This window comes from Pseudomonas sp. GD03944 (genome assembly GCF_029839275.1).
Lineage (GTDB): Bacteria > Pseudomonadota > Gammaproteobacteria > Pseudomonadales > Pseudomonadaceae > Aquipseudomonas.
The window spans coordinates 151,037-172,737 of record NZ_JAOCAH010000002.1; the positions used below are offsets into that span (position 1 = coordinate 151,037).

General features: G+C 65.3%; 18 protein-coding genes. 11 read left to right on the plus strand and 7 right to left on the minus strand.

Features of this window, described 5'->3' with window-relative positions; genetic code table 11:
• Positions 1-123 precede the first annotated feature (123 nt).
• Positions 124-1,494, plus strand: coding sequence for an ammonium transporter (locus tag N5C28_RS04415; protein ID WP_279820585.1), 1,371 nt, complete (start codon positions 124-126; stop codon positions 1,492-1,494).
• A 53-nt stretch (positions 1,495-1,547) separates the two neighbouring features.
• Positions 1,548-1,727 (plus strand): hypothetical protein, encoded by a 180-nt coding sequence (locus N5C28_RS04420; protein ID WP_279820586.1) that lies wholly within the window; start codon positions 1,548-1,550, stop codon positions 1,725-1,727.
• Between the two features lie 122 nt (positions 1,728-1,849).
• On the opposite strand, the gene N5C28_RS04425 is transcribed toward N5C28_RS04420, so the two are convergent.
• A complete protein-coding gene (locus N5C28_RS04425) occupies positions 1,850-2,608 on the minus strand; it encodes a type IV pili methyl-accepting chemotaxis transducer N-terminal domain-containing protein (protein WP_279820588.1) in 759 nt (252 codons plus the stop codon).
• A gap of 450 nt (positions 2,609-3,058) precedes the next feature.
• Between N5C28_RS04425 and N5C28_RS04430 the strand changes: the two genes are divergently transcribed.
• The 6 genes from N5C28_RS04430 (at position 3,059) to N5C28_RS04455 (ending at position 12,993) form a co-directional block, all read left to right on the plus strand.
• Positions 3,059-4,471, plus strand: coding sequence for a di-heme oxidoredictase family protein (locus N5C28_RS04430; RefSeq protein ID WP_279820589.1), 1,413 nt, complete (start codon positions 3,059-3,061; stop codon positions 4,469-4,471).
• Between the two features lie 10 nt (positions 4,472-4,481).
• Positions 4,482-5,543, plus strand: coding sequence for an imelysin family protein (locus tag N5C28_RS04435; protein ID WP_279820590.1), 1,062 nt, complete (start codon positions 4,482-4,484; stop codon positions 5,541-5,543).
• Positions 5,544-5,552: 9 nt separating this feature from the next.
• On the plus strand, positions 5,553-6,671 hold the full coding sequence (locus N5C28_RS04440) for a DUF1513 domain-containing protein (RefSeq protein ID WP_279821065.1): 1,119 nt from the start codon (positions 5,553-5,555) through the stop codon (positions 6,669-6,671).
• Between the two features lie 219 nt (positions 6,672-6,890).
• A complete protein-coding gene (locus tag N5C28_RS04445; protein WP_279820591.1) occupies positions 6,891-8,516 on the plus strand; it encodes a methyl-accepting chemotaxis protein in 1,626 nt (541 codons plus the stop codon).
• A 229-nt stretch (positions 8,517-8,745) separates the two neighbouring features.
• The gene (locus N5C28_RS04450; RefSeq protein WP_279820592.1) at positions 8,746-9,891 is read left to right on the plus strand and encodes an efflux RND transporter periplasmic adaptor subunit; all 1,146 of its coding nucleotides are present in this window, start codon (positions 8,746-8,748) and stop codon (positions 9,889-9,891) included.
• Positions 9,892-9,918: 27 nt separating this feature from the next.
• Positions 9,919-12,993, plus strand: coding sequence for a multidrug efflux RND transporter permease subunit (locus tag N5C28_RS04455; protein ID WP_279820593.1), 3,075 nt, complete (start codon positions 9,919-9,921; stop codon positions 12,991-12,993).
• Positions 12,994-13,165: 172 nt separating this feature from the next.
• Here N5C28_RS04455 and N5C28_RS04460 read toward each other — a convergent pair whose 3' ends face one another.
• The 5 genes from N5C28_RS04460 to N5C28_RS04480 all read right to left on the minus strand — a co-directional run bounded on the left by N5C28_RS04460 (position 13,166) and on the right by N5C28_RS04480 (position 17,366).
• Positions 13,166-13,390: a hypothetical protein gene (locus N5C28_RS04460; protein ID WP_279820595.1), complete on the minus strand. Its 225-nt coding sequence runs from the start codon at positions 13,388-13,390 to the stop codon at positions 13,166-13,168.
• A 445-nt stretch (positions 13,391-13,835) separates the two neighbouring features.
• A complete protein-coding gene (groL, locus tag N5C28_RS04465) occupies positions 13,836-15,476 on the minus strand; it encodes a chaperonin GroEL (RefSeq protein WP_279820596.1) in 1,641 nt (546 codons plus the stop codon).
• Between the two features lie 46 nt (positions 15,477-15,522).
• The gene (locus tag N5C28_RS04470; RefSeq protein ID WP_279820597.1) at positions 15,523-15,816 is read right to left on the minus strand and encodes a co-chaperone GroES; all 294 of its coding nucleotides are present in this window, start codon (positions 15,814-15,816) and stop codon (positions 15,523-15,525) included.
• Positions 15,817-16,085: 269 nt separating this feature from the next.
• Complete coding sequence (locus N5C28_RS04475; RefSeq protein ID WP_279820599.1) at positions 16,086-16,535, minus strand: FxsA family protein; 450 nt, start codon at positions 16,533-16,535, stop codon at positions 16,086-16,088.
• A gap of 99 nt (positions 16,536-16,634) precedes the next feature.
• Complete coding sequence (locus N5C28_RS04480) at positions 16,635-17,366, minus strand: HugZ family protein (protein WP_279820601.1); 732 nt, start codon at positions 17,364-17,366, stop codon at positions 16,635-16,637.
• A gap of 102 nt (positions 17,367-17,468) precedes the next feature.
• Between N5C28_RS04480 and N5C28_RS04485 the strand changes: the two genes are divergently transcribed.
• Positions 17,469-18,227, plus strand: coding sequence for an SDR family oxidoreductase (locus N5C28_RS04485; protein ID WP_279820602.1), 759 nt, complete (start codon positions 17,469-17,471; stop codon positions 18,225-18,227).
• Between the two features lie 97 nt (positions 18,228-18,324).
• Here N5C28_RS04485 and N5C28_RS04490 read toward each other — a convergent pair whose 3' ends face one another.
• Positions 18,325-19,329 carry a DUF481 domain-containing protein gene (locus N5C28_RS04490; protein WP_279820604.1) on the minus strand — a complete coding sequence of 335 codons (1,005 nt, stop codon included), beginning with the start codon at positions 19,327-19,329 and terminating at the stop codon, positions 18,325-18,327.
• A 366-nt stretch (positions 19,330-19,695) separates the two neighbouring features.
• Between N5C28_RS04490 and N5C28_RS04495 the strand changes: the two genes are divergently transcribed.
• Both N5C28_RS04495 and N5C28_RS04500 read left to right on the plus strand, forming a co-directional pair.
• Entirely contained in the window at positions 19,696-20,088 is a 393-nt protein-coding gene (locus N5C28_RS04495; RefSeq protein ID WP_279820606.1) for an MGMT family protein, read from the plus strand.
• Between the two features lie 43 nt (positions 20,089-20,131).
• Entirely contained in the window at positions 20,132-21,685 is a 1,554-nt protein-coding gene (locus tag N5C28_RS04500; protein WP_279820607.1) for an AmpG family muropeptide MFS transporter, read from the plus strand.
• Positions 21,686-21,701: the final 16 nt, after the last annotated feature.

A 21,701-nucleotide genomic window follows, 5' to 3' on the forward strand; every position in this document is an offset into this window, starting at 1 on the left:
GCACAGGGATTGCCTTTTCCCTCTGCGAACGGCCCATAACAACAACGACCGCCATCCCCTTCGGGCACGCCCCTTCACTTCCACTGCCAATTCCGACCACAAGAACGTATCGAGGATTGATTGATGGACGAGCAGAAGACACCCCCTACTCTGGAGGAGCTGCAGGCTCTGATAGAGATGACCAACACCCTGAACATGGAAATCTTCTACTGGTGGTGCATTGCCCTGATGATCTGCATCCACGCCGGTTTCCTGTCCTATGAGATCGGTGCCTCGCGCCTGAAGAACGCCCTGGCGGCCGGGGTGAAGAACATCCTGGCCTTCGGCTTCATCGTGCCCAGCGTGTTCCTGCTCGGCTGGGCGGTGTACAACGCCTTCCCGGACGGCCTGGTGCCGCGCATGGACGCCTTCCTCGCCGGCATGCCCTGGAGCCAGTCCATGGGGCCGAACATCCAGGACAACGCCACCGGCATCTTCTGGGGCGCCTTTGCCCTGTTCGCCGCCACCACCGGCTCGATCCTCTCCGGGGCGATCATCGAGCGGGCGCGGATGAGCGCCTTCCTCATCCTGACCATCGTCCTCGGCGGCTTCCTCTGGCTGCTGGCGGCCTCCTGGGGCTGGCACCCGGAAGGCTGGCTGACCGTGAAGTGGGGCTACCATGACGTCGGCGCCGCCGGCGTGGTGCACATGATTGCCGGCTTCTTCGCCCTCGGCGTACTGATCAACCTCGGCGCGCGCATCGGCCGCTTCAACGCCGACGGCAGCGCCAATGCCATCGTCGGCCACAGCATGCCCATGAGCGTGGTCGGCCTGATGCTGATCATCGTCGGCTTCTTCGGCTTTCTCGGCGGCTGCATCATCTACAACAGCGGCGCACAGTGGATCACCATCTACGGCCAGCCGACCAACCTCTCGGCCTTCGCCTTCAACACCCTGATGGGCTTTGCCGGCGGCCTGATCGGCGCCTACCTGACCACCCGCGAACCCTACTGGATGATGTCCGGTGGCCTGGTGGGGATCATCTCCGTGGCCCCGGGCCTGGACGTCTACCACCCCGGCCTGGCCTACCTGATCGGCATGGGCGTGTCGGCCCTGGCGCCGCTGGTCAACAACCTGCTGCTCAAGTTCCGCCTGGACGATGCGGTCGGCGCCTTTGCCGTGCACGGTTTCGGCGGTTTCGCCGGCCTGGTCATCAGCGGCCTGTTCCTGTCCGGCTACCCGAACATGAACGGCATGCCGGAGGTCAGCTTCTTCGGTCAGGTGGGCGGTGCCCTGGTGATGGCAGCCCTGGGCTTCATTCCCGGCTACGCCATTTCCTACGCTCTCAAGCGGTTCGACATGCTGCGGGTACCGGCCCATGCCGAAGAGCGCGGCCTCGACCTGACCGAGGTGCCGGCCCAGGCCTACCCGGAATGGAATTCGCTGTACGGCCCGCGCACCGAGGTGGGCGGCTCCGCCCAGCCGACGCTCACTGCCGAAAGCAAACCGGCCTGAAGCGAATCAACTGACCCGCTGCCCACCCGGGCAGCCCCTGTGAGGACACCGTCATGAGCATTTCCACCTACGAAGGCGCCAGCGCCGTGTTCACCTTCGCCGACAAGCCGGCGATCCTGGTCGTCATCAGCCTGCTGGTCGCCGGCGTCAGCCTCTATGCGCTGATCGCCACCATGATCCACGAGAAACACAGCTACGCCTTGCCGGATGAGGAACTGAGCAAACTCAAGTAGCCGCCAGGCACCCGCAGCGGTGCGGGCAAGGCTGTGGGTGCGCGGGAGGAAGGTCGCCAGGAAGGCGTGGGAAACGGCAGCCGCCAGGGTGCAGGACGCACCCTGGCGGTGGCCGGCAACACTCAGAGCTTGTCGTCGCGCAGACCGGCGTACAGGCGGGTCATTTCGTTCAACTGGCGGAACATGGAGTCCGCGTTGACCGCGATGATGGTCGGTGTGAAATCAGTGGAGGCAAACGCCTTGCTCGCAAACTGCCATTTGACTTCGGTCTTGCGCAGGGCCTCGGCGATTTCCGCGTTCGGCGCGCCTTCGGCGTGCAGCTCCTTCATCACCGCGTCGAACTCGGCGACCGACTCGTTGAAGGTGGCTTCCAGGTTCGGCACCTCTACGCCCCAGGCGCGCGCCATGTAGAACATCGCGGTGCGCTGGGTCAGTACGCGGTTCCAGCCGCTTCGGTTGATTGAGTGCGAGGCGGCGTCGCCGTTGTGCTTCTCGAACAGGTCGGTGACGTGCTGGGTCTGCTTCACCAGTTCCTCGGCCTTGGCCAGCATGGCCGGCGCCTGGGCCTTGTCCGGCGTGGCGGTGGCCAGGGCACGGAAATCGGTCCACAGACGCTCCACCTCACCCAGGGCAGCCTGGATTTCAGGGTTGGACGGCTGGGCCTTGAGCTTGGCGTGGTGATCTTCGAACAGGGCGATGCTTTCATCGCGCTGTTTGAGCGCTGCGTCGGCCCGCACATCGGAGCCGATCATCAGGTAGTTCTTGGCCACGATCTGGCCGAGGGTGCGCTGCAGGCCCGCCATGTTCATCGCTTCCAGGGGCGCCATCTGCCCCCAGCACGCGAAACTCAGCAAGCTACAGCCCATCAGAAGTGCACGCATACAACCTTTCATCGACACAAAGTCCTTTGTTGATCAAAAACGTCGGCAAAGAGCGAGCGCGCTCCCAGCGCCGACAAAGGCGGGAGCGAACGGTGGACGAAGTCCTGTTATTGGAGGGGGCAAAAGGGGGCGAAGCGCTGCCAGACGATGCTGGCATTCAGCCACCCGTGACCAGGTCGGCGCATTCTAAACCAGCCGGTCACGAATAACGCGGCACCTGCGACATCCCGTCACACAAGGCCCGGGGTTTGTGCAGCAAACGACGATGCCCGTCACACTTTTCAGGCCAGCGACCGGCCTTCATCAGGGCTTGAAGGGCGTTTCCAGCGCCTGAAACCGCCTGCTGGCGACCTTTCTGGCCTGCCGATCAAACGCTAATTCATCTTATTTAAAGTCCGTTAGGGTGCTAATCTTGGCGCCCCGTTTTTCGCTCGCCCGGACTGCCTCTCGATGTCGCCGCTCCTGCGCCGCCTGTTTCCCCTGCTGGCACTGGCCCTCGTCGCCTGCGACCAGCAACCGCGCTTCACCGCCGCAGAACCGGGAGAAGCCCGCTCCGGTGGCGCCGCCACCTCCCGGGTGTTCGATCACAACGCCTTTTCCATGCCCTCGGCCAACCTCTCGCCCAGCCGGCGCCTGGACTTCAGCGTGGGCAACAGCTTCTTCCGCAACCCCTGGGTGATTGCCCCCGCCACCACCACCGCCCGCGACGGCCTGGGGCCGCTGTTCAACACCAACGCCTGCCAGAACTGCCACATCAAGGACGGCCGCGGCCACCCGCCGGAGCCGGACGCGATCAACGCGGTCTCGATGCTGGTGCGCCTGTCGCTGCCAGCCAGTGCCGAGCAGGCGCGGATCGTCGAGCGCCTGGGCGTGGTGCCGGAACCCACCTACGGCACCCAGCTGCAGGACATGGCCAACCCCGGCGTGCCCCCCGAGGGCAAGGTCCGCCTGCGCTACAGCACCCACACCGAGACCTTCGCCGATGGCCATGCGGTCGAACTGCGCCGGCCCGAGCTGCAGCTCAGCCAGCTGGGCTACGGCCCCCTGCACCCTGACACCCTGTTTTCCCTGCGCATCGCGCCGCCGATGATCGGCCTCGGTCTGCTCGAAGCCATTTCCGAGGCCGATATCCTGGCCAACGCCGACCCGGACGACGCCAATGGCGACGGCATTGCCGGGCGCCCCAACCGGGTCTGGGACGATGCCCTGCAGAAGACCGTGCTCGGCCGCTTCGGCTGGAAGGCCGGGCAACCCACGGTCAACCAGCAGAACGCCCACGCCTTCGCCAGCGACATGGGCCTGACCACCTCCCTGCTGCCCAGCGACCAGTGCACCGAGGCGCAACGCGAGTGTCGGGCCGCGCCCCACGGCGGCGAGCCGGAGGTCAGCGACAACATCCTCGCCACGGTGCTGTTCTATAGTCGAAACCTGGCGGTGCCGGCACGCCGCGACGTGGATGACAAACAGGTACTGGAGGGCAAGAGCCTGTTCTTCCAGGCCGGCTGCCAGGGGTGCCACACGCCGCAGTTCACCACCGCCAGCGACGCGGCCGAACCGGAACTGGCCAACCAGGTGATCCGCCCCTACACCGACCTGCTGCTGCACGACATGGGCGAAGGCCTGGCGGATGGCCGCCCGGAGTTTCTCGCCAGTGGCCGCCAGTGGCGCACACCGGCCCTGTGGGGCATCGGCCTGACCGAAACGGTCAATGGCCATACCCAGTTCCTGCACGACGGGCGCGCGCGCAACCTGCTGGAAGCCATTCTCTGGCACGGCGGCGAGGCGCAGGCGGCCAAGGATCGCGTACTGAGGTTCAATGCCGACGAGCGCGCCGCGCTGTTGGCCTTTCTGAATTCGCTGTAAGGAGCCACCCATGATTCGCTCACCCCTTTCCATCGTGCTGCTGGGCCTGGCCCTCAGCGCCTGCACCCCGTCCGACCCGCAGCAGAAGGTCAGCACCGCCCTGGCCGACGGCGTCTTGCTGCCGGCCTACAGCGCCTGGAGCGAAGCGGACCGGCAACTGGCCGCCAGCGGCAAGGCGTTCTGCGCCGGTGAGCAGGACGTCACCGAGGCGCGCCAGGCGTTCCTCGCCGCCCAGAGCGCCTGGGCCGGCCTGCAGCCGCTGCTGCTGGGACCGATGGCCGAGGGCAACCGGGCCTGGCAGGTGCAGTTCTGGCCGGACAAGAAGAACCTGGTGGCGCGCCAGGTGGAAGCCCTGCTCAAGAACAAGCCGGCCCTGACCAACGCCGACCTGAAGAACGCCAGCGTCGTGGTGCAGGGCCTGACCGCCTACGAGTACCTGCTGTTCGACCCGGCCATCGACCTCAAGGACGCCGAGCAGAAAGCCCGCTACTGCCCGCTGATCAGCGCCATCGGCGAACACCAGCAGCAACTGGCTGCCGACGTGCTGCAACAGTGGCAGGCCAAGGGCGGCATGGCCGACCAACTGAAAACCTTCCCCAACGACCGCTACGCCGAGGCACCCGAGGCCATGGCCGAGCTGCTGCGTACCCAGGTCAGTGCCATCGACGGCCTGAAGAAAAAGCTCGGCACCCCGCTGGGCCGCCAGAGCAAGGGCCTGCCGCAGCCGTACCAGGCCGAAGCCTGGCGCAGCAAGGCGAGCCTGGCCAACCTGGCCGCCAGCCTGGCCAGCGCCGAACGCCTCTGGCACGGCGCCGAGCAGAACGGCGTGCAGGCCCTGCTGGGCAGCGATCAGGCCGAGCTCAAGCAGCGCCTCGACAACGCCTACAACGACACCCGCCAGCGCCTGGCCGCCCTCGAGCGCCCGCTGGGCGAGCTGCTCGCCGACGACGCGGGCCGCCAGGAGCTGAATGCCCTGTACGACAGCCTCAACAGCCTGCACCGCCTGCATGAAGGCGAGCTGGCCAGGGCCCTGGGCATCCAGTTGGGCTTCAACGCCCACGACGGTGACTGAGCCATGCACTTGAAACGCAGAGCCTTCCTCGGCCTCACCGCGACGCTCGCCACCGCGGCAGCCGCCACCGCTGCCGGTGCGTTCAACGGCTGGACCCTGATCAGCGGCGGCCCGCAGCCGCTGCTGGTGTCGGCACGCAACGACGCCCAGGGCGTCCACTACGCGGTGGGCTATCGCCTGGACGGCACCCAGGTCTTCGCCACCCCGGTCGCCGAACGCTGCCACGACGTGGTGCCGCACCCGAGCCTGCCCATGGCATTGTTCGTCGGCCGCCGCCCGAGCACCCAGAGCTACCTGATCGACACCCGTGACGGTCGCCTGCTGCAGACCCTGGATTCGCCCGCGCACCGGCACTTCTATGGCCACGCGGTGTTCCACAAGGACGGCGAGTGGCTGTACGCCACCGAGAACGACACCTCCGACCCGGGCCGCGGGGTGATCGGCGTCTACCGCCTGAGCGCCGACGCGCAACGCCTGGAACGCACGGACGAGCTGTCCAGCCACGGCCTGGGCCCGCACCAGCTGCTGTGGATGCCCGATGGCGAAACCCTGGTGATCGCCAACGGCGGTATTCGCACCGAGGCCGACAGCCGCGTGGAAATGAACCTCGACGCCATGGAAGCCAGCCTGGTTCTGCTGGGCCGCGACGGCACCCTGCACAGCAAGGAACAACTGCCCGAGCGCATGAACAGCGTGCGCCACCTGGCCGTGGCCCGCGACGGCACAGTGGTCAGTGGCCAGCAGTACATGGGCGAGATGACCGACAGCGCCGCCCTGCTGGCAATCAAGCGGCCGGGGCAGCCGTTCCAGCCCTTCCCCCTGGCCGAAGCGCAGCGCCTGGTGATGAACCAGTACACCGCCAGCGTGGCCATCCACGACGAGCTGCGCCTGCTGGCCCTGACCGCCCCGCGTGGCAACCGGGTGTTCATCTGGGACCTGGACACCGCGGCCCTGCGCCTCGACGCGCCGCTGGCCGACTGCGCCGGCGTCGGTGCGGTGGCCGACGGCTTCGTGGTCACCTCGGGCCAGGGCCGCTGCCGCCTCTACGACTGCCGCCAGGCCACGATCGCCACCCGCCCCCTGGAGCTGCCCGCCGGCCTGTGGGACAACCACCTGCGCCTCGCCTGACCCGCCGCGCCCCGCGTCCCACCCGGGAAACGGGGCGACCGCCCATCCCCTTGTCTCGCAATTGTCATCAAACCGTCATCTGTGACGGCTAAAAGCCATTACACCGTAACCAAACTGTGCTCCAGCGACCGGCGCCCTTCCCGGCGTCGATCCGATAGGGATATCGCTCGACGCGTCACCGTTGGCCTCCCACCGTTCTTTCTCCGAGGCGTGTATCCCATGCAAACGTCCCTGCGCACCCAGATCCTTACCCTGCTGGGCGGCAGCCTGGCGCTGATCCTGCTGATCGCCCTGGCCTGCTTCAGCTTCCTGTCCAACGGCATCCAGTCCTACCGTGGGCTGGTCGACGGCACGCTGCACGCCTCGCGCCTGGTCGATGGGGCCAACGTCGAGTTCAAGGTCCAGGTCCAGGAGTGGAAGAACGTGCTGCTGCGCGGCAAGGACACGGCCCAGCGTGACAAGTACTGGGCCCAGTTCCAGGCCCAGGAAACCCAGGTCCAGCGGATTCTCGGCGAGCTGCTGAGCAGCGCCGACCAGCAGCAGGACAACGCCCTCAAGCAGCAGATCGAACAGCTGCGCAACGAACACCGCAGCATGGGCGCCGCCTACCGACAGGGCTACCAGGCATTCGTCGCCGCCGGTGCCGACGCCGCGGCCGGGGACGCCGCGGTCAAGGGCATCGACCGTGCCGCCAGCGAGCAGATGAGCGCGCTGGTCAAGCAGCTCGGCGAACGGGGTAGCGAACAATCGGCGGCGATCAGTGCCGCCGCCGACCAGACCCTGCGCGCCGGGCTGGCGGTGATGCTGATTTCCAGCGTCCTGATCGGCCTGCTCGCCCTGTGGCTGATCAACCGCAGCCTGATCATCCCGATCCGCGAGCTGATCGAGCACATTGCCCAGCTCAGCCATGGCAACTTCGGCCAGCGCGTGGACGCCAGCCGCCGCGACGAACTGGGGCGCCTGGCCGCGGCCGCCAACACCCTGCGTGATTTCCTCGCCGAGACCTTCAGCCGCCTGCAACGCAGCACCACCGACCTGGACAACGCCAGCGGCGAACTCAACGCCATCGCCGCGCTGATGGCCCAGGGCACCCGCGAACAGTTCTCGCGCACCGACCAGGTGGCCACCGCCATGCACGAGATGTCCGCCACCGCCCAGGAAGTCGCGCGCCATGCCGCCGAAGCGGCGAACGCCGCCGACGAGGCCGACCGCTCCGCCCAGGAAGGCGAACGGGTAATGCAAGCGACCATCCACACCATCACCGACATGCGCGGCGAGATCGCTAACACCGCCGAGGTCATACGCCGCCTGGAAAGCGACAGCGGCCGCATCGGCAAGGTGCTCGACGTGATCCGCGGCATCGCCGAGCAGACCAACCTGCTGGCCCTCAACGCCGCCATCGAGGCCGCCCGGGCCGGTGACGCCGGCCGCGGTTTCGCCGTGGTCGCCGACGAAGTGCGCACCCTGGCGCAGCGCACCGCCGAATCCACCGCCGAGATCCACCAGATCATCGACACCGTGCAGACCGGCGCGGTGAACGCGGTGCGTGCCATCGAAAGCGGCCAGAGCCGCAGCGACGAAGGGGTCGAGCAGGTCACCGCCGCCGGCAGCATGCTGCAGCGCATCACCACCTCGGTCGAAGCGATCCGCGACATGAACCGTCAGATCGCCACCGCCGCCGAGGAGCAGACCTCGGTGGCCGAGGACATCTCGCGCAACCTGGTGGAAATCACCGCCATCGCCACCACCAACCAGGAAAACGTGCAGCGCACCGAAGCCGCCAGCAATGACCTGCACGGCCTGTCCGGCCAGCTCAGCGACGTCACCCGCCGCCTGCACGCCTGACGTCTCCCGCGCGTTGCCCGCCCGCTCGGGCAACGCCGCGCCTGCCGCCCGCACAGGGCAAACAGCCAGTATCTGCTGCCAATTGCATCGATTTACCGGACAGTTCGTTGCGTTGATAGCACCTCGCAACCTTTTGCAAATCCGCTCCTTTGACTTGCCGACGCAGCCGGACTAATGTGCCCGTCTTGCCTATTCCCAGGCCCCATCTGCCTTGCCAAGGAAACGGAATATGTTGCTCCGCCGCATGCTCATCATGCTGGGCGTCGTCGTCCTCGTGGTACTCGCACTCGCCGCCTATAAAGGCTTCTCGATCTATCAGCAGATCCAGCAATTCTCTGCACCGCAGCCGGCCATCAGCGTGGCCGCCGGTACGGCCGAGCAGATCCCGTGGCAGGGTCGCCTGCCGGCGATCGGCACGCTGAAGGCCTTGCAGGGCGTGGACCTCACCGTGGAAGTGGTGGGCACCGTGCGCGACGTGCTGTTCGAGTCGGGGCAGAAGGTCACCGTCGACCAGCCGCTGCTGCAGATGGACAGCGCGGTCGAACAGGCCAGCCTGGCCACCGCCGAAGCCGAGCTGGGCCTGGCCCGCGTCGAGTTCGAACGGGGCCGCAGCCTGGTCAGCCGCTCGAACATTTCCAAGAGCGAGTTCGACCGGTTGTCCGCCGAGCTGCAGAAATCCAACGCCAGCGTCGCCCAACTGAAGGCCCTGCTGGCCAAGAAGCGCATCCTCGCGCCCTTCTCCGGAACCATCGGCATCCGCCAGGTGGACGTCGGCGATTACCTGGCCTCGGGCACCACCATCGCCACCCTGCAGGACCTGAGCAAGCTCTACGTCGACTTCTTCCTGCCGGAGCAGACCGTGCCCCAGCTGGCCATCGGCGAACGCGTGCGCTTCAGCGTGGCGGCCTACCCGGGCGAGGTGTTCGAAGGCGAGATCACCGCGATCAACCCGAAGGTCGAAGACACCACGCGCAACGTGCAGGTGCGCGCCATGCTGGCCAACCCGGACGAGAAACTGCTGCCGGGCATGTTCGCCAACCTGGAAGTGCTGCTGCCCGACCGCCGCGAGCAGGTGGTGGTACCGGAAACCGCCATCACCTACACCCTCTACGGCAACTCGCTGTATGTCGTCGCCGAGAAGAAGGACGACGACGGTGCCGTGGTGAAGGACGACAAGGGCGATCCGCACCTCATCGCCGAGCGCCGCTTCGTCAAGACCGGCGAACGTCGCGAAGGCCAGGTGGTGATTCTCGAGGGCTTGAAAGCGGGTGAGCAGGTGGTCACCGCCGGCCAGCTGAAGCTGGACAACGGCGCCCACATTGCCATCGCGCCCAATGCCGCCGCCGTCGACAGCCAACCCGCCGCCCAGCCGTAACGGACGCTGACGCAAAGGAACAGAGCCATGGCTTTTACCGATCCCTTTATCCGTCGCCCGGTGCTGGCGACGGTGGTCAGCCTGCTGATCATCCTGCTCGGCTTGCAGGCGTTCAGCAAACTGACCATCCGCCAGTACCCGCAGATGGAAAACGCCCTGATCACGGTGACCACCGCCTACCCCGGTGCCAACGCCGAGACCATCCAGGGCTACATCACCCAGCCGCTGCAGCAGAGCCTGGCCAGCGCCGAGGGCATCGACTACATGACCTCGGTCAGTCGTCAGAACGCCTCGATCATCTCGATCTACGCGCGCATCGGCGCCGACAGCGACCGCCTGTTCACCGAACTGCTGGCCAAGGCCAACGAGGTGAAGAACCAGCTGCCGCAGGACGCCGAAGACCCGGTGCTGAGCAAGGAAGCCGCCGACTCCACGGCACTGATGTACATCAGCTTCTACAGCACCGAGTTGTCCAACCCGCAGATCACCGACTACCTGTCCCGGGTGATCCAGCCCAAGCTGGCCACCCTGCCCGGCATGGCCGAGGCGGAAATCCTCGGCAACCAGGTGTTCGCCATGCGCCTGTGGCTCGACCCGGTGAAGATGGCCGCCTACGGCATCACCGCGAGCGATTTCAACGAAGCGGTGCGCGAGTACAACTTCCTCGCCGCCGCCGGTGAAGTGAAGGGCCAGTACGTGGTCACCAGCATCAACGCGGAAACCGACCTGAAATCCGCCGAGGCCTTCGCCGCCATCCCGCTGAAGACCGTCGGTGACAGCCGCGTGCTGGTACGCGACGTGGCGCGGGTGGAAATGGGCGCGGAAAACTACGACTCGATCAGCTCGTTCGACGGCATTCCGTCCGTGTACATCGGCATCAAGGGCACGCCGAGCGCCAACCCGCTGGACGTGATCAAGGAAGTGCGCGCGGTCATGCCGGAGCTGGAATCCCAGCTGCCGCCGAACCTCAAGGTGTCCATCGCCTACGACGCCACGCTGTTCATCCAGGCCTCCATCGACGAAGTGGTGAAGACCCTGGGCGAAGCGGTGCTGATCGTCATCGTGGTGGTGTTCCTGTTCCTCGGCGCCTTCCGCTCGGTGCTGATCCCGGTGATCACCATCCCGCTGTCGATGATCGGCGTGCTGTTCTTCATGCAGCTGATGGGCTACTCGATCAACCTGCTGACCCTGCTGGCCATGGTGCTGGCGATCGGCCTGGTGGTGGACGACGCGATCGTGGTGGTGGAGAACATCCACCGGCACATCGAAGAGGGCAAGACGCCGTTCGACGCGGCCATCGAAGGGGCGCGGGAGATCGCCGTGCCCGTGGTGTCGATGACCATCACCCTGGCGGCGGTGTACGCCCCCATCGGCTTCCTGGAGGGCCTCACGGGGGCGCTGTTCAAGGAGTTCGCCCTGACCCTGGCCGGCGCGGTGATCATCTCCGGGATCGTCGCCCTGACCCTGTCGCCGATGATGTGCGCCAAGCTGCTGCGCCACGAGGAGAACCCTTCGGGCCTGGCGCACAAGCTCGATGAACTTTTCGACCGCCTCAAGCGCCGCTACCAGCGCGCCCTGCACGGCACCCTGAATACCCGGCCGGTGGTGGTGGTGTTCGCGGTGATCATCCTGTGCCTGATCCCGGTGCTGCTGATGTTCACCAAGAACGAACTGGCGCCGGACGAAGACCAGGGCATCATCTTCATGATGTCCCAGGCCCCGCAGCCGACCAACCTCGACTACCTGAACACCTACACCAACGAGTTCGTGACGATCTTCAAGGAGTTCCCCGAGTACTACTCGTCCTTCCAGATCAACGGCTTCAACGGGGTGCAGGCGGGTATCGGCGGCTTCCTGCTCAAGCCCTGGGACGACCGCGACCGCACCCAGATGGAAATCCTGCCCGAGGTGCAACAGCGCCTGGCGCAGATTCCCGGCCTGCAGATCTTCGGCTTCAACCTGCCGTCGCTGCCCGGCACCGGTGAAGGCCTGCCCTTCCAGTTCGTGATCAACACACCCAACGACTACGAGTCGCTGCTGCAAGTGACCGAGCGCATCAAGCAGCGGGCCGAGCAGTCCGGCAAGTTCGCTTTCCTGGACATCGACCTGGCCTTCGACAAACCGGAAGTGGTGGTGCAGATCGACCGGCAGAAAGCCGCGCAAATGGGCGTCTCCATGCAGGACCTCGGCGTGACTTTGGCCAGCCTGCTGGGTGAAGGCGAGATCAACCGCTTCACCATCGACGGGCGCAGCTACAAGGTCATTGCCCAGGTGGAGCGCGCCTACCGCGACAACCCGGGCTGGCTGAACAGCTACTACGTGAAGAGCCAAAGCGGCGACATGCTGCCGCTGTCGACCCTGATCACGGTCAGCGACCGCGCCCGGCCGACCCAGCTCAACCAGTTCCAGCAGCTCAACTCGGCGATCATCCAGGGCTTCCCGATCGTGAGCATGGGCGAAGCCATCGAAGCGGTCCGGCAGATCGCCATCGAAGAGGCCCCGCCCGGCTTCAGCGTCGACTACGCCGGCGCCTCGCGCCAGTACGTACAGGAAGGCAGTGCGCTGTATGTGACCTTCGGCCTGGCCCTGGCGCTGATCTTCCTGGTGCTGGCCGCGCAGTTCGAGAGCTTCCGCGACCCGCTGGTGATCCTGGTGACGGTGCCGCTGTCGATCTGCGGGGCGCTGGTGCCGCTGTTCCTCGGCTTCTCCAGCATGAACATCTACACCCAGGTGGGCCTGGTGACGCTGATCGGCTTGATCACCAAGCACGGCATCCTGATCGTCGAGTTCGCCAACCAGCTGCGCCGCGAGAAAGGCCTGGGACGCCGCGAGGCGGTGGAAGAAGCCGCAGCGATCCGCTTGCGCCCGGTGCTGATGACCACCGCAGCCATGGTGTTCGGCATGGTGCCCCTGATCCTGGCCACCGGCGCGGGCGCGGTCAGCCGCTTCGACATCGGCCTGGTGATCGCCACCGGCATGAGCGTGGGCACCCTGTTCACCCTGTTCGTGCTGCCGTGCGTGTACAGCCTGCTGGCCCGACCGGATACGGCGCCACAGGCACGACCGGCCACGGTCCACGACGCCCGGCCGGAGCCGAGCTGACCCGGCGTCGGCTGATCCGCACCACGCCCCAACGAAAACGCCCGATGCAGTGCATCGGGCGTTTTCGTTTTCGGCCTTGCTCGACCGCAGGGCTCCCCTGCCCTCTCGCGCCTGTGCGTCAGCCATGAAAAAGCCCCGCCTGAGCGGGGCTTTTTCATGACGGACTAGCCGTTCAACCCTGAGGGCCCATGCCCTGGGACAAGCCGAACATCAGCAGCAACAGGTCCTGGTCGGGACGCATCTGCTCCGACACCTTCGCCACAGGCGGCATCGGGCAGTAACTTCGGTCCTCGTGGGTCAGCACCCCAGGCTGCGGTTCGTGCCAGGCCGCGGCGGCGATCGACGCCACGCCCAATGCGGTGACCAGGAACAGACCTCGTGCAATTTCTAACTTCATCACCACAACCTCTTGATAGCGCTGCCAAACGCTGTTCGCTAACCCTAGAACACCCCTTCCGGTTTCGTTGCCTGATGCGACGAACGGTACATTTCTTGATCAACCCGGCCGGCAGGCGGCGAATGCCGCGTCGCGGGGTACCTTTTGCAAGGTTGGAGTTGAATCGTTCGGTGGGGTGTTTCACCGCGGTAACACCGCAAGGGTCACCCAAATGCCCACCTTTTCGGGGAGGGCCACAGTACCGTCGCTTCATGACAATTCGTGTGCGGGATCACCATGCCGCATGCCAGAGCCCGTCCTGGGACCACAGGGCCGACGACAAGTTGCCGTGGGCCGATAGCGCGGACGAAATAAAGCAAAGGGCGTACCGCTTTGCTGACCGCAGGGCAAAAAAAACCCCGCGACAGGCGCGGGGTTTTCGGTACAGCTCAGGGTGCCGGCTGGCTTACATCATGCCGCCCATGCCACCCATGCCGCCCATGTCCGGCATGGCCGGAGCAGCCTTGTCGTCAGCCACTTCAGCGATCATCGCTTCGGTGGTGATCATCAGGCTGCCGATGGAGGCAGCAGCTTGCAGCGCGGAACGGGTGACCTTGGCCGGATCGAGGATACCCATCTCGATCATGTCGCCGTAGACGCCAGTTGCAGCGTTGTAGCCGAAGTTGCCGGAACCTTGCTTGACCTTGTCGACCACGACGCTCGGCTCGTCACCGGCGTTGGAGACGATCTGGCGCAGCGGGGCTTCGACAGCGCGACGCAGCAGGGCGATACCGACGTTCTGGTCGTCGTTGTCGCCTTTCAGCTCGGAGATGGCCTGCAGGGCACGTACCAGGGCCACACCGCCGCCAGGTACCACGCCTTCTTCGACGGCTGCGCGGGTCGCGTGCAGGGCGTCTTCAACGCGGGCTTTCTTCTCTTTCATCTCGACTTCGGTACCGGCACCGACCTTGATCACGGCAACACCGCCAGCCAGCTTGGCCAGACGCTCTTGCAGCTTCTCTTTGTCGTAGTCGGAGGTGGTGTCTTCGACTTGCTTGCGGATCTGCGCAACGCGGGCTTCGATGTCGGACTGCTGGCCAGCACCGTCGATGATGGTGGTGTTTTCCTTGCTCAGCACGACGCGCTTGGCTTGACCCAGGTGCTCCAGGGTGGTGCTTTCCAGGCTCAGGCCGACTTCTTCGGAAATCACGGTACCGCCGGTCAGGATGGCGATGTCCTGCAGCATGGCCTTGCGGCGGTCGCCGAAGCCCGGTGCCTTGACGGCAGCGACTTTGACGATGCCACGCATGTTGTTCACGACCAGGGTCGCCAGGGCTTCGCCTTCGACGTCTTCAGCCACGATCAGCAGCGGGCGGCCGGCTTTGGCAACGGCTTCCAGCACCGGCAGCATTTCGCGGATGTTGGAGATCTTCTTGTCGACCAGCAGGATCAGCGGGCCGTCGAGCTCGGCGACCATGGTGTCCGGCTTGTTGATGAAGTACGGGGACAGGTAGCCACGGTCGAACTGCATGCCTTCTACGACGGACAGTTCGTTTTCCAGGCCCGAGCCTTCTTCAACGGTGATCACGCCTTCTTTACCGACTTTTTCCATGGCTTCGGCAATGATGTCGCCGATGGAGTTGTCGGAGTTGGCGGAGATGGTGCCTACCTGAGCGATGGCCTTGGTGTCGGCGCACGGCTTGGACAGCTCTTTCAGTTCCTTGACGATGGCGATGGTCGCCTTGTCGATGCCGCGCTTCAGGTCCATCGGGTTCATGCCGGCAGCGACGGCTTTCAGGCCTTCGTTGACGATGGCCTGAGCCAGAACGGTGGCGGTGGTGGTGCCGTCACCGGCCGCGTCGTTGGCCTTGGACGCAACGTCCTTGACCAGTTGAGCGCCCATGTTTTCGAAGCGGTCTTTCAGCTCGATTTCTTTGGCGACGGATACGCCGTCCTTGGTGATGGTCGGAGCGCCGAAGCTCTTTTCCAGGACCACGTTGCGGCCTTTCGGGCCGAGGGTCGCTTTGACGGCGTCAGCCAGGACGTTCACACCGGTGAGCATTTTCTTGCGGGCGGAGTCGCCGAATTTAACTTCTTTAGCAGCCATGGAAATGGTTCCTCAATTCTTGACGTTAAACGGAGATTCGCGGGGATCAGGCTTCGATGACAGCGAGGATTTCGCTCTCGCCCATCACCAGCAGGTCTTCGCCGTCGACCTTGACGGTGTTGCTGCCGGAGTAAGGACCGAATACCACCTTGTCGCCGACCTTGACGGCCAGGGCGCGCACTTCGCCGTTGTCCAGCACGCGACCGGTACCAACAGCCACGATCTCGCCCTGGTTAGGCTTCTCGGCAGCGGAACCCGGCAGCACGATGCCGCCTGCGGTTTTGGTTTCTTCTTCGCTGCGACGGATCACGACGCGGTCATGCAGAGGACGAAGCTTCATTGTCGATCTCTCCCAATAGGTTGTTTTAAGCGGCCGGTGCTGTCACCGGCGGGTTAGCAAAGTCCGGCGGGGCCGGTTGCGCTGCGCCAGGCACAACGCTGAAGTCTGATCTGCCGAAACCGGCAGAAAACCTTGCGGTGTCCGCTACATAAGGGCGTACAAGGGGATTTCAAGGGCGTCTGGTGAAAATTTTTTGACCTGCCGCCCTGGCGAGCAGGCAAGGAAAAGGCAGGCAGCCCAAGGGCTGCCTGCCTGACAGCGGGCATCGGTCAGTCGCGGCGCTCGTACTCGCCTTCCAGCACATTGGGGCGGGTCTGCCCCGAGCGGGCGGCCAGGTCATCGGCGAAGGCGCGCTGACGCATGGCCTGGTCGGCGGCACGCTGGCGCACCTTGTTCACCAGCAGGCGGCGGGTGAAGGGGATCAGGCACAGCACGCCGAAGAAGTCGCTGATGAAACCCGGCAACAGCAGCAGGCCGCCACCGACCGCGATCAGCAGGCCTTCGAGCATTTCCTGCTCGGGCAGCTCGCCGTGGGCCAGCTTCTCGCGGGCCCGCCAGGCCGTGGCGACGCCGGCCACGCGCAGCAACACGCTGCCGAGCACGGCGGTACCGATGATCAGCAGCAGCGTCGGCAATACGCCGATCATGCTGCCAACCTGGATCAACAGCGCCAGCTCGATGATCGGGAACAGCAGAAAGAGGAACAGAAAAACTCGCATCACAGGGTCCTTAAAGGAAGAACGGCTTCCAGTCAGTAGGAAGTATGGGGCATTGCTCTTAATTCAAGCTGAAGCCGGTCCGGAAAGTATGTAAAAGCGTTACAGCGCGTCGGGTACCGCCGTTGGCCAGGCTTCGGCTCGCGCCAGCAATACCAGGGCCTGGCGCACTTCACCGGGGTTGCGGCACGGCGTCGGGAACGCCAGCCAGTGCAGTCCCTGGCCGATGCGCAGGTGGAAGCCTTCGCTGTCGATGCCCGCCAGGTGCGCCGGAGCATGGGTCGGCAAGCCACTCAGCTCGACGTAATGGGCGATGGCCGACGCGTGGTCTTCGTTCATGTGCTCGACCATGCTGCGCTCGGCCTCCCCGGCGAAGGCGTTGGCCAGCGCCACCTGATCCAGCCAGTGGATCGCACCGAAGCCGCCGATGTAGCGCCAGCGCACCGGTTCCAGGCGCCAGAAATCGAAATCGTGGGCCTGGTGGTAGCCCTGGGACTCGGGGAAGTAGCGGTAGTAACGCTCGGCCGCCCCCGCGATCTCGGCCTCCTCCTGCAGTTGCCGGGCCTCGGCCAGCAGGGTCAGGCGGCCAACGGCCTGCACGTCCTTGGCGCCCCGCTCGCCTACCAGCAGGGAGCACTTGGCGTCCTGCTTGAGGTTGTGGGTGTGCTGGGCAATGCGGCTGATCAAGATCAGCGGATAACCCTGGGCATCCAGGCAGTACGGCACCACTGATCCGAAAGGAAAGCCAGGCATGGCCTTGGACAGGGTGCTGAGCACGCCGCGGTATTCCTTGAGCAACAATTCTCGTGCATGCTTGCCGGCTTTCACGCTCACCTTATGACTCCTTGCATAGAATCCGTCACAAACGGACAGGCGCCTCGACCAGCGGTTACCGCGCCAGCAAGGCCAATCAAGCACCATCTTGAGGGGAAAACCATGCAGCTCAAAGACAAAGTCATCATCATCACCGGCGGCTGCCAGGGGTTGGGCCGTGCCATGGGCGAATACCTGGCGGCGAAAGGCGCCCGTCTGGCCCTCGTCGACCTCAACCAGGAGAAGCTCGACGAAGCCGTGGCCGCCTGCAAGGCCGCCGGCGGTGACGCCCGCGCCTACCTGTGCAACGTGGCCAATGAAGAGCAGGTGACCCACATGGTCGCCCAGGTGGCGGAAGACTTCGGTGCCATCAACGGCCTGGTGAACAACGCCGGCATCCTGCGCGACGGCCTGACCATCAAGGTCAAGGACGGCGAAATGAGCAAGATGAGCCTGGCCCAGTGGCAATCGGTGATCGACGTCAACCTGACCGGCGTGTTCCTCTGCACCCGTGAGGTCGCGGCCAAGATGATCGAGCTGCAGAACCAGGGCGCGATCGTCAACATTTCCTCGATCTCCCGCGCCGGCAACATCGGCCAGGCCAACTACTCCGCCGCCAAGGCCGGTGTCGCGGCCGACACCGTGGTCTGGGCCCGGGAACTGGCGCGCTACGGCATCCGTGTCGCCGGCGTGGCGCCGGGTTTCATCGAAACCGAGATGACCGGCAACATGAAGCCCGAAGCCCTGGAGAAGATGACCGCGGGCATTCCGCTGCGCCGCATGGGCAAGCCGGTGGAAATCGCCCACTCGGTGGCCTACATCCTGGAAAACGACTACTACACCGGTCGCATCCTGGAACTCGACGGCGGCCTGCGCCTGTAACCGTCGCCGCCGCGAAAAGCCCCGCCAGCCACGGCGGGGCTTTTTTATGGGCGCATGAAAAAGCCCCGCGATCGCGGGGCTTTGCAGAACACGTGGCTTACCAGCCGACGCCGAAGCCCAGGCTGTAGCGGGTCTCGTCGACGTCGCCGTCGGAGCCGCTGAGAATGTCCTTCTCGGCCTTCATGTTCAGCGACGCCCAGTCGGTCACCTTGTAGCGCAGGCCCAACTCCGCATCCAGGGTGTAGCTGGCGGCGTCGTCGAGCGGACGGCCCAGTTCGCCGGTGCTGAACAGCTCGATGGTCTTGCCCACCAGGTAGCGGTTGTAGTCCCAGCGCATGCTGATGGCGTAGAAGTTTTCCTTCTCGCCGGTGGCGTACTCGTGGTCCGTGCGATTCAACAGGCCGGCCACCGAGAAGGCGCCCAGCTCGTTGTCCCAGAACTGGTAACCCGGACCGGTACCGATGGTGCGCTCGCGGGCCAGGTCTTCGATCTTGTCGCGCTTGTAGGCCAGGCGGCCCTGCCAGAACCATTTCTCGTCGATGAAGCGGTCCAGCGCGTAACCGGCGTTCCAGTTGTCGGTAGTGACCACGTCATCCTTCAACTCGCGGTTGTAGCCGGCCTCGGCGTTGTGCCGCCACAGGCCATGGCGTGCCTGGGTCTTGAAGTCGACGTCGTAGTCGTCGGTGTCGTTCTCGGCGCGCTTGTAGTCCAACGCCGCGTCGATGTTGCCCTTCCAGGTCAGGTCTTCGATCACCGGCTTGGGCTTGATGATCTGTTCGATCTTGGCCAGCTCGATGGTGCGTGGCGTGTCGCCATTGGCCAGGATCACCTTGCCCGGCTCGGCGGCCTTCAGCGACTTGGCGCGCTCACCGGTCACCGCGTCTTCCTTGACCAGCAGCTCCTGGTCGCTTTCCAGGGTGGCGATCTTTTTCCAATCCAGGGGGATCGAGCCACCGTAGTCGGTTTCCAGCAGCAACTTGCCGCCATCGAAGAGTTTGATCTTGCCGGTCAGGCGATCACCGTTCTTCAACCAGACGGTATCGGCCATCACGGGCGTCGTGGCCGCAGAAAGGGCCAGGCAAAGCATTGTTCTGGAAAACATAGGCGGACGTTAACTGCTCTGATTCGCAAGGTGCCGGCATTATCCGCAAGCACGGTGGCTGAGCAAGGAGTGACCGACAGAATACGGTCGAGTTCACGTCAATCGATCAATAAATCAACATTTTGCAGCGGCTTTCAGCGCTGCACGGGTAACTGACGCCGCGCAAGACGACGGATTACGGGCGCTCAGGAACTAAGCGAAGCCGCGCCCTTCCAATCCTTCAGTTTCTGGCCGACCTGCCGTTTCAACGCCAGCTGACCGCTGCCACACAGTAGAATCGTGGCGAACACCGGAATGCCTTCGACAGGGCCCATCGCGGCCGACGAAGTACGCCGATTCACCAGCACTGGCAGCGGGATACCGAGCATGGCAGGCAAACGACAGAAGGACCCCGCACAGGACAGCCTGCATGCCACGCAGCCGCCTGCGCCGACGAATCAGGAGATACGCCGTGAAGCCTTGTACATCGCCCTCTCGCAGGTTCCGGAAGGCCACGTGGTGAGCTATGGCCAGTTGGCCGAGCTCGCGGGCCTGGGCCGTGCCGCCCGCTGGGTGGGCCGTACGCTCAGCCAGTTGCCCGAAGGCACCACCCTGCCCTGGCACCGCGTGATCGCCGCCGGCGGACGCCTGAGCCTGGCCGCCGGCACCGTATCCGGCGAGGAGCAACGGGCCCGTTTGCGTGCCGAAGGTGTGTTTATCCACAACGAGCGGGTGGATATCCGACGGCATGGCTGGCGCCCGATGGAGCACAGCGGTTAGAGTGCGCCCTTTGTCCGATCACCCCCAGGCCGAAACCCGCCCAATGCCTCGTAAAAGCTGGCGCGATGCCATCGACGCCTACTCCAGTCCTGCCACGCTGGTTCTTCTGATCCTGGGGTTCGCCGCCGGCCTGCCCTACATGCTGGTGTTCTCGACCCTGTCGGTCTGGCTGCGCGAAGCGGGCGTGGCCCGTGAAACCATCGGCTTCGCCAGCCTCATCGGCCTGGCCTACGCCTTCAAGTGGGTGTGGTCGCCGCTGCTCGACCAATGGCGCCTGCCGCTGCTCGGGCGCATGGGCCGTCGCCGCTCCTGGCTGGTGCTGTCGCAGGTGCTGATCGCCATCGGACTGGCCGGCATGGCGCTGTGCGACCCGCAGACCCACCTCACCTGGTTGATCGCCCTGGCAGTCTTGGTGGCCTTCGCCTCCGCCACCCAGGACATCGCGGTGGACGCCTACCGCCTGGAGATCGTCGACGATACCCGCCAGGCCGCCCTCGCCGCCAGCTACATGGCCGGCTACCGGGTCGCCGCGCTGCTGGCCACCGCCGGCGCCCTGTATTTCGCCGAAGGCTTCGGTTCCACCGCCCAGCTCTACCAGCACGGCGCCTGGGCCGGCACCTACATGCTGTTCGCCATGCTGATGCTGCCGGGCCTGCTGACCACCCTGTGGATGCGCGAGCCCAACGTGCCGCTGCGCACCCAGCTGGCCGCCGGACGCTACGGGTTCAGCCATCAGATCGCCTCGGTGCTGGTACTGATCGTCCTGCTGATTTCCGTGCCGGCGATGTTCACCCAGCTCTACCACACCGATTTCGAAAGCGTGATCCGCGGCGAAGCCAGCCTGCTCGACCTGCTGCTGGAAGACCGCGCGTTCCTGCGCGCCCTGCTCTACACCATCCTCACCGCCCTGTGCCTGTCGTCCATGGGGCGCCGCGGGCTGGCGCCAGTGCTCACGCCGGTCAACGACTTCATCCTGCGCTACCGCTGGCAGGCCCTGGTGCTGCTCGGCCTGATCGCCACTTACCGCATGTCCGACACGGTCATGGGCGTCATGGCCAACGTGTTCTACATCGACCAGGGCTTCACCAAGGACCAGATCGCCAGCGTCAGCAAGCTCTTCGGCCTGGTCATGACCCTGGTCGGTGCCGGCGTCGGCGGCCTGCTGATCGTGCGTTTCGGCATCCTGCCGATCCTGTTCATCGGCGGTGCGGCCTCGGCGGCCACCAACCTGCTGTTCCTGGTGCTGGCCGGCATGGGCCCGGACCTGAGGATGCTGATCTTCACCATTTCGGCGGACAACTTCAGCGCCGGCCTGGCGACCTCGGCCTTCGTCGCCTACCTGTCGAGCCTGACCAACCTGAAGTTCTCGGCCACCCAGTACGCGCTGCTCAGCTCGATCATGCTGCTGCTGCCGCGCCTGATCGGCGGCTATTCGGGGGTCATGGTGGAGAAGCTCGGCTACGCCCAGTTCTTCCTGGTCACCGCCCTGCTCGGGGTGCCGACGCTGATCCTGATCGTCCTGCAGTGGCGCCGGGGTGCGCCGCAGCCCATGGACGAAGCGCCCGCGGCACCTGCCAAGTCGCCCGAACAACCATGAAAAAGGCCGGCATCAT